Origin of the sequence: Pseudomonas sp. NFACC42-2 (assembly GCF_900116055.1) — a bacterium.
Classification (GTDB): domain Bacteria; phylum Pseudomonadota; class Gammaproteobacteria; order Pseudomonadales; family Pseudomonadaceae; genus Aquipseudomonas; species Aquipseudomonas marginalis.
Map to the genome: position 1 here is coordinate 139,148 of NZ_FOZO01000009.1, position 13,733 is coordinate 152,880.

Sequence of the window (13,733 nt, forward strand, 5' to 3'; positions counted from 1 at the left end):
ATCAGGTGCGGTATTCCGCATTGATCTTCACGTACTCGTGGGACAGGTCGGTGGTCCAGATGGTTTCGCTGCACTCACCGCGACCGAGTTCGATGCGGATGGTGATTTCTTCCTGCTGCATCACCGCCGAACCCTGGGCTTCGGTGTAGGTCTCGGCACGGGCGCCACGGCTGGCGATGCATACGTCGCCAAGGAACACGTCGATCTTGCTCACGTCCAGGTCCGGCACGCCGGCACGGCCGACGGCAGCCAGAATACGGCCCCAGTTCGGGTCGGAGGCGAACAGCGCGGTCTTGATCAGCGGCGAGTGGGCCACGGTGTAGCCGACATCCAGGCATTCCTGGTGGTTGCCGCCGCCGTTGACTTCAACGGTCACGAACTTGGTCGCGCCTTCACCGTCACGCACGATGGCCTGGGCCACTTCCATGCACACCTCGAACACCGCCTGCTTCAGCGCCGCGAACAGCGGGCCGCTGGCCTCGGTGATTTCCGGCAGGTTGGCCTGGCCGGTGGCGATCAGCATGCAGCAGTCATTGGTGGACGTATCGCCATCAATGGTGATGCGGTTGAACGACTTGTTGGCGCCGTCCAGGATCAGGCTGTGCAGCACATCGCGGGAAACCTTGGCGTCGGTGGCGATATAGCCAAGCATGGTGGCCATGTTCGGGCGAATCATGCCCGCGCCCTTGCTGATGCCAGTCACGGTAACCGTCACACCGTCGTGCACGAACTGGCGGCTCGCGCCTTTTGGCAGGGTGTCGGTGGTCATGATGCCGGTGGCGGCTGCCGCCCAGTTATCCACGGACAGGTCGTCCAGCGCGGCTTGCAGGGCGCCTTCGATTTTTTCGACCGGCAGCGGCTCACCGATGACGCCGGTGGAGTATGGCAGCACTTGGCTGGCGTCCACGCCGGCCAGTTGGGCCAGCTTGGCGCAGGTACGTGCGGCGGCGACCAGCCCAGGCTCACCGGTACCGGCGTTGGCATTGCCGGTGTTGGTCAGCAGGTAACGAATCGAGCCGGCAACACGCTGCTTGGCCAGGATCACCGGCGCGGCGCAGAAGGCGTTGAGGGTGAACACGCCCGCAACGGTCGAGCCTTCGGCACAGCGCATCACCACCACATCCTTGCGCCCTGGACGCTTGATGCCGGCCGAAGCTATACCGAGCTCAAAACCGGCAACCGGGTGCAATGTGGGCAAAGGACCAAGACCAACAGCCATGAATGCGCTCCTTAAAAATAGGTGATGTCTGTGCCGTCGTGATCGACGGTGAAATTAATGGCAAAACGCCGCGACGGCAGGGGCCGGTCGCGGCGCGGGGTGTAGCAGCGTCAGGCAAAAATCTTAGTTGATTTCGCCGTGGCAGTGTTTGTACTTCTTGCCCGAACCGCACCAGCACAGTTCGTTGCGGCCCAGCTTCTGCTCGTTGCGAACCGGGGTCTGGGCCAGGACTACATCGACCTCTTCACCCAATACTTCAGGCGCTTCCAGACCCGGTGCCTCGTCGTGCTGGAACTGCATGCGCGCAGCCAGTGCCTCGGCCTCCTGGCGCAGGCGCGCTTCTTCCTCGATCGGGTCTTCGCGACGCACCTGAACGTGGGACAGCACGCGAATCGAATCGCGCTTGATCGAATCCAGCAACTCGGAGAACAGCGTGAACGACTCGCGCTTGTACTCCTGCTTCGGGTTCTTCTGGGCGTAACCGCGCAGGTGGATGCCGTGACGCAGGTGGTCCATGGTCGACAGGTGGTCTTTCCACAGGTCGTCCAGCACGCGTAGTACGATTTGCTTCTCGAAGGTGCGCAGAGCTTCGGCGCTCGCCTGCTCTTCTTTCTCGTTGTACGCGGCCAGCAGCTCGGTCATGAGCTTCTCGCGCAGGGTTTCTTCGTACAGGTGGTCGTCTTCGTCGAGCCATTGCTGGACCGGCAAGTCGACCCCGAAGTCGCTCTTCAACGCCGCTTCCAGGCCGGCGACATCCCACTGCTCAGGCAGCGATTGTGGCGGGATATGTGCGCTGACGGTGGCGTTGAGCACGTCCTGACGGAAATCAGCGATGGTTTCGCCAATGTTGTCGGCGGCCAGCAACGTGTTACGCATGTGATAGATCACTTTACGCTGTTCGTTGTTGACGTCATCGAACTCGAGCAGTTGCTTACGAATGTCGAAGTTACGGCCTTCTACCTTGCGCTGGGCCTTCTCGATGGCATTGGTCACCATGCGGTGCTCGATCGCTTCACCGGACTGCATGCCCAGGGCCTTCATGAAGTTCTTCACCCGATCCGAGGCGAAGATACGCATCAGGCTGTCTTCCAGGGACAGGTAGAAACGGCTGGAACCGGCGTCACCCTGGCGGCCGGCACGACCACGCAGCTGGTTGTCGATACGACGGGATTCGTGGCGCTCGGATGCGATCACCTGCAAGCCACCGGATTCCAGCACGGCCTGGTGGCGTTTCTGCCAGTCTGCCTTGATCTGGGCGATCTGCTCAGGGGTCGGATCGTCCAGCGAAGCCACTTCCACTTCCCAGTTGCCGCCCAGCAGGATGTCGGTACCACGACCGGCCATGTTGGTGGCGATGGTCAGCGCGCCTGGGCGACCGGCCTGGGCGATGATCTCGGCTTCTTTTTCGTGGAACTTGGCGTTGAGGACCTTGTGCTCGATGCCTTCCTTGTTGAGCAGGTTGGACACGTGCTCGGAAGTCTCGATGGTGGCGGTACCTACCAGGATCGGACGACCCTGGGCCATGCCGTCCTTGATGTCGTTGATGATCGCCGCGTATTTCTCTTCGGCGGTCAGGAACACCAGGTCGTTGAAGTCTTTACGGGCCAGCGGCTTGTTCGGCGGGATGACCACCACCGACAGGCCGTAGATCTGGTGGAATTCGAACGCTTCGGTGTCGGCGGTACCGGTCATGCCGGACAGCTTGTTGTACAGACGGAAGTAGTTCTGGAAGGTGGTGGACGCCAACGTCTGGCTTTCGGCCTGGATGTTGAGCATTTCCTTGGCTTCGATGGCCTGGTGCAGGCCTTCGGACAGACGACGGCCCGGCATGGTACGCCCGGTGTGTTCGTCGACCAGTACGACCTGGCCATCCTGCACGATGTATTCGACATTGCGATGGAACAGCTTGTGGGCACGCAGGCCGGCATACACGTGGGTCAGCAGGCCCAGGTTGTGGGCCGAGTACAGGCTCTCGCCTTCGGCCAGCAGGCCGATCTGGGTGAGCATGTCTTCGACGAACTGGTGACCGGCTTCGTTGAGTTCGACCTGGCGGGTCTTCTCGTCGATGGTGAAGTGACCTTCTTTGGTCACCACGCCTTCCACTTCCTCGATGTGCTGCTCGAGGCGCGGGATCAACTTGTTGATCTCGGTGTACAGGCGCGAGCTGTCTTCGGCCTGGCCGGAGATGATCAGCGGGGTACGGGCTTCGTCGATGAGGATGGAGTCGACTTCGTCGATCACGGCAAAATTGAGTTCGCGCTGGAATTTTTCTTCCATGCTGAACGCCATGTTGTCGCGCAGGTAGTCGAAACCGAATTCGTTGTTGGTACCGTAGGTGATGTCGGCGGCGTAGGCGGCGCGCTTCTCTTCCGGCGGCTGGAACGGCGTTACCACGCCGACGGTCAGGCCGAGGAATTCATACAGCGGGCGCATCCAGTTGGCGTCCCGGCGAGCCAGGTAGTCGTTCACCGTCACAACGTGCACGCCCTTGCCGGACAGTGCGTTGAGGTAAACACCCAGGGTTGCTACCAGGGTCTTGCCTTCACCGGTACGCATTTCGGCAATCATGCCTTCATGCAAGGTCATGCCGCCGATCAACTGGACGTCGAAGTGGCGCATGCCCATGACACGCTTACCGGCTTCACGGGCAACCGCAAAGGCTTCGGGAAGCAGCTTGTCGAGGGTTTCACCTTTGGCTATGCGGGCCTTGAACTCTTCGGTCTTGGCGCGCAATTGCTCGTCCGAAAGGGCAACCATCTGCTCTTCGAAGGCATTGACCAGCTGCACCGTCTTGAGCATGCGTTTGACTTCGCGCTCATTCTTGCTTCCAAAAAGTTTCTTTAACAAAGGCGCAAACATATCGGCAGGTTCTTCCACACATAGGGATGGAGGGCGCACCGTGAGTGGCCCGAGCAGCCCTCACGGCCGCATGCGAACGCGCATTCTACCCGGAATCGTGGGTGAGGAAAGTGGCGTTGTTCCCCGAGGCGGGCAAGGGGCTGTGAGAGGGCTTGTTTAAAATAAGGGCTTTTGCGCGAACTTCAACCCGTGGAGCTCATTGATTTTGTGGATAAAGCCCCGGCAATGCATTGCCCGGGGCCGCGTAGACGCTTTCTGCTAAGATGGCCGCTCTGTTACTTAAGGTGTCCGATCATGGCATTTCGCCCTCTTACAGCCCGCGCGCCCAGCGTGTTGCTTCGCGAAGCCAAGCCGTTGAAAGCCATCTTTGGCCATGCGCAACGCTTGGGCCATTTGCAACGCCTGCTCGAAAGCCAACTTCAACCGGCCGCCCGTGAGCATTGCCACGTGGCGTCCTGGCGTGAAGGCAACCTGCTGCTGATTGTCACAGATGGCCACTGGGCGACCCGCCTGCGCTATCAGCAAAAACGCCTGCAGCGTCAATTGATGGCATTCGATGAGTTCGCCAGCTTGACGCGCATCCAGTTCAAGGTGCAGCCGCCGACCGTGCAGCAAGGCGCGGCGGGCCACACGATGGACTTGTCGGAGACGGCGGCCGAGACGATTCAGGCCACGGCCGACGGGATCAGCGATCCAGGCCTGCGCGCGGCGCTTGAGCGGCTGGCCGCCCATGGCAAGCCCAAGCCCTGAACCGCTACTTGCGCTTACTGCCTCCCAGCAAAGACCCCAGCAAACCACGCACCAGTTGGCGCCCCATCTGATTGGCGGCCTGCTGCATCGCGGATTTCAACGCCTTGCCTGCGGTGGTTCCCAGAAACGCCCCGGCCTTATCAGTAAAGCTGGGCTCCTCGTCGGCCTGCCCGGCCTCTTCGGTCGGTCCAAGCGCCTTGCGCGCCATCAATACTTCATAGGCCGACTCGCGATCAATCGGCTTGTCATAGCGCCCCTGCAAGGGCGAACTGGCCACCAACGCGGCGCGTTCAGCGACGCTGAGCGGCCCGATTCGCGATTGCGGCGGCGCGACCAGTACGCGTTGGACGACTTCCGGCGTACCTTTTTCCTGCAAGGTGCCCACCAATGCCTCACCCGTGCCCAACTCGGTCAACACCGATAACGCATCAAACGCCGGGTTCGGCCGGAACCCGTCAGCTACCGCCCGCAAGGATTTCTGTTCTTTCGTGGTGAACGCCCGCAGGCCATGCTGGATGCGCAAACCCAGTTGCGCCAGCACGGAATCCGGCAGGTCGCCCGGCGATTGGGTGACGAAATACACCCCCACCCCTTTGGAACGGATCAGCCGCACCACTTGCTCCAACCGCTCCTGCAAAGCCTTGGGCGTGTCGGCAAACAACAAATGCGCCTCGTCGAAAAACAGCGCCAGCAACGGTTTGTCGGCATCGCCGCGCTCTGGCAGTTGCTCGAACAATTCCGCCAACAGCCACAACAGGAAGGTCGCGTACACTTTCGGGGCTTCATGCACCAGGCGGCTGGCGTCCAGCAGATGGATACGCCCGCGTCCTTCGCGGGTGGGCTGCAAGATGTCTTCAAGCTGCAGGGCCGGCTCGCCAAACAACGCCTCGGCGCCCTGCTGCTCCAATACTGCCAGACGCCGCAACAACGCCTGGCTGGAGCCGGTAGTCATCAGCGCCGCATCCTCGCCAAGCAACTCCGGGTGATAACGCAGGTGGTTGAGCAGTGCCTTGAGGTCCTTGAGGTCCAGCAGCAACAGGCCTTCGCGGTCTGCCACCTTGAACGCCGCATAAAGGGCCGACTGCTGGCTGTCCGTGAGCTCCAGCAAACTGCCGAGCAACAACGGCCCCATTTCGCTGATGGTGGTGCGCAATGGATGACCGGACTGCCCGTGGATGTCCCACAGCGTGACCGGATACGCCTTGGCCGTGTAATTAAGGAACGGCATGCCGGCGATGCGCTCTGCGACTTTGCCCTGGGGGTTGGCGGCGGCACCCAGGCCACAGAGGTCACCTTTGATATCCGCGGCAAATACCGCGACGCCCGCATCACTGAATGCTTCGGCCAGACGTTGCAACGTGACCGTCTTGCCTGTGCCCGTGGCGCCGGCGATCAAACCGTGACGGTTGGCCAGGCGCATGGCCTGGGCAATGGGCTGGCCGTCAAGACCGGCACCGATAAGGAGTTGCGTGGAGTCAGGCATTTCGTCACCCATGGTTAATCTTTAATGTCGCCAGGTCGATAAGACAGATGTGAGACCTACAAAGTCTAAAAAACGCTCAGATAGTTCCTACAGGGACCAACGGAAATATCAACCTTTTTTGACGCTACCCTCCCGCGTGTTCCACAAGGACGCGCCTCGGATATTAAGACCTTAGCGGACCCTTCAAGCTATGAATAAAAATCTGCGTTTCAGCCATAAAATCCTGCTTGCAGCCTCCCTTATCGTCATCGCGGCCTTCGCACTGTTCACCCTCTACAACGACTACCTGCAACGCAATGCGATACGCGACGACCTCAATAGCTACCTGCACGAGATGGGCGACGTCACCGCCAGCAGTATCCAGACCTGGCTGACCGGACGTATCGCACTGGTGGAAAACGCCGCACAGAACATCGCCATCAACCCTGAACCCGCTGCGGTTGCCAGCCTGCTGGAGCAGAAAACCCTGACGTCATCGTTCATGGCCACCTACGTGGGTGACAGTCAGGGCGCCTTCACCATCCGTCCCGACACCAAGATGCCGGACGGCTTCGATCCACGCGTTCGCCCCTGGTACAAAGGCGCCCAGAGCAGCAACGGTTCGACCCTGACCGAGCCCTACATCGACGCAGCCACCGGGCAATTGATCATCTCCATCGCCACCCCCAGTGCCAAGGGCAGCCAGAGCATCGGTGTGGTCGGCGGCGACCTGAGCCTGCAGACCCTGGTGGACAACATCGGTGCACTGAACTTCGGTGGCATGGGCTATGCGTTCCTGGTCAGTGCCGACGGCAAGGTGCTGGTACACCCGGACAAAAGCCTGGTGATGAAGTCCCTCTCCGATGTCTACCCAAAGCACACGCCCACCATCAGCGGCGACTTCAGCGAAGTCGAAGCCAACGGCAAGGACAACATCGTTACTTTCACACGGATTAAGGGGCTGCCCTCGGTGAACTGGTACCTCGGGGTATCGGTGGACAAGGACGAAGCCTACGCAATGCTCAGCAAATTCCGCACCTCCGCCGTAATCGCCACCGTGATTGCCGTGGTGATCATCATAGCCCTGCTCGGCATGCTGATACGCGTGCTGCTGCAGCCGCTGCATGTGATGACTCGCGCGATGCAGGACATCGCCGACGGCGAAGGTGACCTGACTCGCCGCCTGGCCATCCAGAATCACGATGAGTTCGGCACCCTGGGTAACGCGTTTAACAGCTTCGTAGAGCGAATTCATGCATCGATCCGCGAAGTGTCCTCAGCCACCCAACAGGTGAATGAAGTCGCACTGCGGGTTGTCAGTGCGTCCAACTCGTCGATGGTCAACTCCGACGAACAGGCCAACCGCACCAACAGCGTTGCTGCCGCGATCAACGAACTGGGCGCCGCCGCACAGGAAATCGCACGTAACGCCGCCCAAGCCTCCAACCAGGCCAGTGATGCACGGCAATTGGCCGAAGACGGTCAACAGGTGGTCGAACGCAATATCAAGGCGATGACTCAGCTGTCTGCAATGATCAGTGCCTCAAGCAGCAATATCGAAGCACTTAACAGCAAGACGGTGAATATCGGCCAGATTCTTGAGGTAATCACCAGTATTTCCCAGCAAACCAACCTGCTGGCACTGAATGCCGCCATCGAAGCCGCACGCGCCGGGGAAGCCGGGCGCGGGTTTGCGGTGGTCGCCGATGAAGTGCGCAACCTGGCCCATCGCACCCAGGAGTCGGCACAGCAGGTACAAAAGATGATCGAGGAACTGCAAATCGGTGCCCGTGACTCGGTCAGCACCATGAGCGACAGCCAGCGCCACAGTCATGACAGCGTGGAAATCGCCAACCTGGCCGGCGAACGCTTGAACAGCGTGACCCAGCGCATTGGCGAGATCGACGGCATGAACCAGTCGGTGGCCACCGCGACCGAAGAGCAGACCTCGGTCGTGGAGTCGATCAACATGGACATCACCGAGATCAACACCCTCAATCAGGAAGGCGTGGAAAACCTGCAATCGACGCTGCGCGCCTGCGCCGACCTGGAACAGCAGGCGGCACGGTTGAAACAGCTGGTGGGCAGCTTCCGGATCTGAACTACCGCAGGAGCCGGTCAGGCTCCTGCACTGTTTTCACGATGAACGCCAACCGAACATCTATCCTTAGCTCAGGTCCACGTTAGGAGAGCAATGGATCGGAGGGATGTTCATCGTGCATATCGCTGACATAACCATGTTCTACGCCCCGACAAGCGGCGGCGTACGCACTTACCTGGACGCCAAGCACCGACGTCTGAGGCTCAAGCCCGGCATTCGCCATAGCCTGCTGATTCCCGGCGCGCAATGGAGCAATCAGGATGGCATCTTCAAGGTACCGGCTCCCGCGCTGCCCTTCGGCAAAGGCTACCGCTTCCCCCTTCGCCTCTCCCCCTGGCGAAATGTCCTGCACGATTTACAGCCCGATCTGATCGAGGTAGGTGATCCCTATCTCACCGCCTGGGCCGCGCTGGATGCCCGGCGCCAGCTGGATGTGCCGGTGATCGGCTTTTACCACTCCGACTTACCGTTACTGGTGAGCAACCGCATGGGGTCTTGGTTTGCCCCGAACGTTGAAGCCTATGTCAGCAAACTCTATGGAAGTTTCGACCGGGTACTGGCGCCCAGCCAGGTAATGGCCGACAAGCTCATGGGGCTCGGCGTGAAGAATGTGTTCGTCCAACCACTGGGCGTCGACCTGCAAACCTTTACCCCTGACGCCCGCGACCCAGGCCTGCGCGCCGAGCTGGGGATCGGCGCAGACACCCGCCTGCTGATCTTTGCCGGGCGCGGCTCCAAGGAAAAAAACCTGCCGATCCTGCTTCGCTGCATGAAACGCCTGGGGAACGGCTATCACTTGGTGCTGGTGGGCTCCGGCATGCCGACCAGCGTGCCGGCCAATGTCACCGTCATCGAGGGGTTTCGCCCGGCACAGCATGTCGCCCGGCTGATGGCCAGTGCCGATGCCTTGCTGCATGGCGGCGACCAGGAAACCTTTGGCCTGGTCATCCTCGAAGCCATGGCTTGCGGCATACCGGTAATCGCGGTGGCGGCTGGCGCGTTCACCGAGATAGTCGACGAACGCTGCGGCCTGCTGTGCGCGCCAAACAATCCAAAGGCGATGGCCGATACGGTGCGCGAGCTGTTCAACCTCGGCAGCAGGCGCCTGGGCGCGCAGGCTCGGCGTCATGTAGAACAACATTATGCCTGGTATACGGTGGTCGACAGCCTGCTCGGCCACTACCACGCGGTACTGGGCAGTCACAAGCCGATGCCTTCCCATGCATGAGCGCTCGGTATTACTGGTGCTGCACGATGTGGCGCCGCACAACTGGGCCGATTATCGGCCCTTTGTCGAAGCCGTCGATGCCCTGGGCACCGTGCCAATCACATGGTTGGTGGTGCCGGACTTCCATCATCGCGACGCCTTGACTGCCCACGGCGATTTTCAACGCCTGCTGGATCGCCGCGTGACCAAGGGCGATGAACTTGCCTTGCACGGTTACTACCATTGCGATGACCAACCGGCACCGCGCACACCCAAAGACTGGTTCATGCGCCGCCTCTACACCCATGAGGCTGAGTTCTATCAACTGTCTCAAGCCCAGGCTCTTGATCGTCTTCAGGATGGCATTGAAATATTCCGGCGTAATGACTGGCCATTGCACGGCTTCGTCGCACCCGCCTGGTTAATGAGCCAGGGCACTCGCGAGGCCCTGCGCCAACTACCGCTGAGCTACACCAGCAGCCCGCAGCATCTGTATCGACTGCCCGATTTCACGCCGATCGACGCCCCGGGCCTGACCTGGAGTGCGCGCAGTGCATGGCGCCGAGGGGTGTCCAGAGTCATCAGCGATCGTCGCGAACAGCGCTGGCACGCCGCCCCGGTGATTCGCCTGGGCGTGCACCCGGTGGACATGCGCCACGCATTCTCTCGCCGCTATTGGCTTGAAACCGTACAACGCCTACTCGACGCAGGGCGAGCACCGCTGACCAAGGCTGCCTGGCTGGCTGAACAGGTGGTCGCTCAAGCACCTCGGCCAGGGGATCCGGGCAATTCATCGGCCTCCTGCAATTGCTCCCACAGCTCGGCGGCTCCCGGAAAGTCCGTACCGTCTTCCGGCTCCAGCGCATCCGGGTCGTAACGACTCAGGCAGCCCTCACCCAACGTAGCAGGCGCCTTGGACGTGGCTTTATCAAGTGGGTCGGTCATGGCCTGGTCCTGAAAAGTGCGGGGAATGAAAAAGGGCCTGCAGCGATTTAACGCCCAGGCCCTTCTTTGTTCAACCAAGACGCTTGAATCAGAATACGACCGTCTTGTTGCCGTGCACCAGCACGCGGTCTTCCAGGTGATAGCGCAGGCCACGGGCCAGCACCATCTTCTCGACATCACGGCCAAACCGCACCATGTCCTCAATGCTGTCACTGTGGCTGACACGCACCACGTCCTGCTCGATGATCGGCCCGGCATCCAGCTCTTCGGTGACGTAATGGCAGGTTGCGCCAATCAACTTCACGCCACGCAGGGAAGCCTGGTGGTAAGGCTTGGCCCCCACGAACGACGGCAGGAAGCTGTGGTGAATGTTGATCACCTTGCCTGCGTATTCGCGGCACAGCTCCGGCGGCAGGATTTGCATGTAGCGCGCCAGCACGACCACGTCGGCTTCATGCTGCTTGACCAGACGAGAGACCTCGGCGAACGCCGGCTCCTTGTCCTGCGGGTTGACCGGCACGTGGTAGTAGGGGATGCCATGCCACTCGACCATGCTGCGCAGGTCATCATGGTTGGAGATCACGCACGCGATCTCGCAGTCCAGCTCGTCGCTGTGCCAGCGGTGCAGCAAGTCGGCGAGGCAGTGGGATTCGCGGCTGGCCATCAACACCACGCGCTTTTTCTGCTCGGTGTCGGTGATGTGCCAGGTCATCGAAAACTCTTCCGCGATGGGCGCAAATGCCTCGCGGAACGCTTCAAGGCCAAAGGGCAGCGTGTCGGCACGGATTTCGTGACGCATGAAGAACCAACCGCTGAGGTTGTCCGAGTGATGGCTCGCCTCGGTGATCCAGCCGTTGTGGGAGGCCAGAAAGTTACTGACTTTGGCAACGATGCCGACCCGGTCCGGGCAAGCAATCACCAGCCGAAAAGTGCGCATTAGGGGGGAACTCCAGAACTTCGCAAAGGCCGCCATTCTAGCGATTGTGCAGAAAAACTGCAGTATTCGATGAGCCTTATTCTGATCCGTTGCCCTGGCCACATCCCTTAATAGCGCATGGTTTTACCATTGCTATATGAATGAACAGCGCACGCTGCAGCAATTATGCGAATTTCAAGGAGATTATTTTCGGGGTAGCCCCTACTAATTAACTCGATTGCATAGCGCCTTCACAAACATTCAAAGTAATTCACCTGAATACGCGCTTAAATGTTTACTTGGGGAAACCGCCTGACTATTATTGGGCCACTATCCCTGTCAATCAGCGTTCTACATAAGGTAGTCCACATGTCTCTGATCAACGAATACCGTGCCACCGAAGAAGCTATCAAAGAGCTGCAAGCTCGTTTGAAGAACCTGTCCCAAGATGACAAACTGAAAACCGAGCTGGAATTCGAAGGCAAACTGCGCACCCTCATGGGTGAATACTCCAAATCCCTGCGTGACATCATCGCGCTGCTGGATCCAGAGTCGAAAGTTAAAGCACCCCGTGGCGCCGTGAAAACTACCGGTACCAAGCGTGCTCGCAAGGTCAAGCAATACAAGAACCCGCACAACGGTGAAGTGATTGAAACCAAAGGCGGCAACCACAAGACCCTGAAAGAGTGGAAAGCCAAGTGGGGCGGTGACGTGGTTGAAGGCTGGGCTACCCTGCTGGGCTAAGCCTCACCCGGTCTGCGCTTGATACGCGACCCATTAAAAACGCCAGCTTGCTGGCGTTTTTTATTGACCGTCTTTTCTACAAACCGCTATTACCGATTCACACGAGCGGCTAAAGAGTCAGCATATCTCTGCCATTGCTCCAGCACCTGCTGCTGAAACGGCGTCGCACTAACGGTCAACTCCTGCCGGGCTTGATTAAATGCCTCCAAGGTATTCGGCGCACCGAATTCAGGATTTTCCAAACGTTGCTGACAGAAAAGTTTCCAGCGTTGTAGCTCCTCGCCGTTCAGCGTATCGGGGAAGTTACGCGCCCTGTAGCGAAACAATAATTCAGGCAAACGGTGATCATCAAAAGGCCACTGCTGGCTGGCTAACTGCGCAGGTTCCGCCGCCCGGACTTGCTCACATAACCGTCGATCACGATCCCCGATAAAACCCTCGTAAAGCTGCTGTTCCGGGTCTGCGCTCGGGGCAAAATCTTCCTCGGCGTAAATAACCGCCAACTTATCGCGCCAAAGTTCCTGTGCGTCAGTTAGCCGCAGGGCTCGGGCCTGGCAAATATCCATATCCAGTTGCAGGCGCCCACGGTCCTCGGCCCGCAGTACGTTCAACGGCGCGACCACGGGGCAACGGTTGATATGCACCAACTTGAGCGGCACCGGCAGCTCGCCTTCGCCAAGGTCCTCACGACGGGTGTACAGGCGTTGGCGCAAGGTCGCGGCATCCATGTCCAGCAGCCCTTGGGGGTCGAGCCCCAGGTCGCAGACAATCAGCGCATTACGGTTGCGCGGGTGCCAGGCCAGGGGCAGCACGACACCCAGGTAATGACGCTCGGCGGAAAAACGTCCGGAGATATGCACCATGGGTTGCAGCAGGCGCACCTGGTCCATCACCCGTTGCTTGCTGCGCAATTGAAACAGCCAGTCGTAAAGCTTGGGCTGCTTCTCGCGCACCAGGCGCGCCAGGGCAATGGTGGCACGCACGTCGGATAACGCATCGTGGGCCTGGCCGTGGTCAATGCCGTTGGCGGCAGTCAGGCGCTCGAGCTTGAGGGTCACGCGCCCGTCCTGCTGCGGCCACTCGATGCCTTCCGGGCGCAGGGCGTAGGCAGTGCGAACCACGTCGATCAGGTCCCAGCGGCTGTTACCGCCCTGCCACTCCCGCGCGTAGGGGTCGAAAAAATTGCGATACAGGCTGTAGCGCGTCATTTCGTCGTCAAACCGCAAGGTGTTGTAGCCTGCGCCGCACGTCCCCGGGGCCGCCAGTTCGGCATGTACACGGGTCATGAAGTCGGCCTCGGCCAGGCCTTTTTCCGCCAGTGTTACAGGGGTGATGCCGGTAATGGCACAGGCGGCGGGATGGGGCAGGATGTCGTCGCTGGGCTGGCAGTAAAGATTGACCGGCGGGCCGACCTCGTTGAGATCGAGGTCCGTACGAATGCCGGCAACCTGGAGTGGGCGATCGCTGCGCGGGTTGATGCCGGTGGTTTCATAGTCGTACCAGAAAATGGAGGTCACGGGCTATTCCTGT

Annotated in this window: 10 protein-coding genes and 2 pseudogenes; 6 read left to right on the top strand and 6 right to left on the bottom strand. The window is 60.1% G+C overall.

Annotated elements, in window-relative coordinates; translation table 11 throughout:
* Nucleotide 1: 1 nt before the first annotated feature.
* Entirely contained in the window at nt 2-1,219 is a 1,218-nt protein-coding gene (gene argJ / locus BM416_RS18170) for a bifunctional glutamate N-acetyltransferase/amino-acid acetyltransferase ArgJ (protein WP_092488945.1), read from the bottom strand.
* Between the two features lie 123 nt (nt 1,220-1,342).
* Nucleotides 1,343-4,078 carry a preprotein translocase subunit SecA gene (secA, locus tag BM416_RS18175; RefSeq protein WP_065939173.1) on the bottom strand — a complete coding sequence of 912 codons (2,736 nt, stop codon included), beginning with the start codon at nt 4,076-4,078 and terminating at the stop codon, nt 1,343-1,345.
* A 294-nt stretch (nt 4,079-4,372) separates the two neighbouring features.
* On the opposite strand from secA, the gene BM416_RS18180 reads away from it, so the two are divergent.
* Nucleotides 4,373-4,828: a DUF721 domain-containing protein gene (locus BM416_RS18180; protein ID WP_027605525.1), complete on the top strand. Its 456-nt coding sequence runs from the start codon at nt 4,373-4,375 to the stop codon at nt 4,826-4,828.
* 4 nt (nt 4,829-4,832) lie between these two features.
* On the opposite strand, the gene BM416_RS18185 is transcribed toward BM416_RS18180, so the two are convergent.
* The gene (locus BM416_RS18185; protein WP_092488977.1) at nt 4,833-6,311 is read right to left on the bottom strand and encodes a helicase HerA-like domain-containing protein; all 1,479 of its coding nucleotides are present in this window, start codon (nt 6,309-6,311) and stop codon (nt 4,833-4,835) included.
* A 190-nt stretch (nt 6,312-6,501) separates the two neighbouring features.
* Between BM416_RS18185 and BM416_RS31215 the strand changes: the two are divergent.
* From BM416_RS31215 to BM416_RS18200, 4 genes and pseudogenes are all read left to right on the top strand, one after another.
* Nucleotides 6,502-7,536, top strand: a pseudogene (locus tag BM416_RS31215) (cache domain-containing protein); the annotation flags it as partial.
* Between the two features lie 90 nt (nt 7,537-7,626).
* On the top strand, nt 7,627-8,391 hold the full coding sequence (locus tag BM416_RS31220; protein ID WP_370671262.1) for a methyl-accepting chemotaxis protein: 765 nt from the start codon (nt 7,627-7,629) through the stop codon (nt 8,389-8,391).
* Between the two features lie 106 nt (nt 8,392-8,497).
* Nucleotides 8,498-9,619: an N-acetylglucosaminyl phosphatidylglycerol synthase gene (locus BM416_RS18195; RefSeq protein WP_092488947.1), complete on the top strand. Its 1,122-nt coding sequence runs from the start codon at nt 8,498-8,500 to the stop codon at nt 9,617-9,619.
* Nucleotides 9,612-10,349 (top strand): annotated as a pseudogene (locus BM416_RS18200) (DUF2334 domain-containing protein); the annotation flags it as partial. The gene BM416_RS18195 and the pseudogene BM416_RS18200, both read left to right, overlap by 8 nt.
* A gap of 8 nt (nt 10,350-10,357) precedes the next feature.
* On the opposite strand, the gene BM416_RS30875 reads toward BM416_RS18200, so the two are convergent.
* Complete coding sequence (locus BM416_RS30875) at nt 10,358-10,543, bottom strand: hypothetical protein (protein WP_083236364.1); 186 nt, start codon at nt 10,541-10,543, stop codon at nt 10,358-10,360.
* 88 nt (nt 10,544-10,631) lie between these two features.
* On the bottom strand, nt 10,632-11,480 hold the full coding sequence (gene purU / locus BM416_RS18210; protein WP_015885632.1) for a formyltetrahydrofolate deformylase: 849 nt from the start codon (nt 11,478-11,480) through the stop codon (nt 10,632-10,634).
* 348 nt (nt 11,481-11,828) lie between these two features.
* Here purU and mvaT point away from each other — a divergent pair, with 348 nt between their 5' ends.
* Nucleotides 11,829-12,203, top strand: a complete 375-nt coding sequence (gene mvaT, locus BM416_RS18215) for a histone-like nucleoid-structuring protein MvaT (protein WP_003175830.1) — start codon at nt 11,829-11,831, stop codon at nt 12,201-12,203.
* Between the two features lie 89 nt (nt 12,204-12,292).
* On the opposite strand, the gene sbcB is transcribed toward mvaT, so the two are convergent.
* Nucleotides 12,293-13,720 carry an exodeoxyribonuclease I gene (sbcB, locus tag BM416_RS18220; protein WP_092488948.1) on the bottom strand — a complete coding sequence of 476 codons (1,428 nt, stop codon included), beginning with the start codon at nt 13,718-13,720 and terminating at the stop codon, nt 12,293-12,295.
* Between the last annotated feature and the right edge of the window lie 13 nt (nt 13,721-13,733).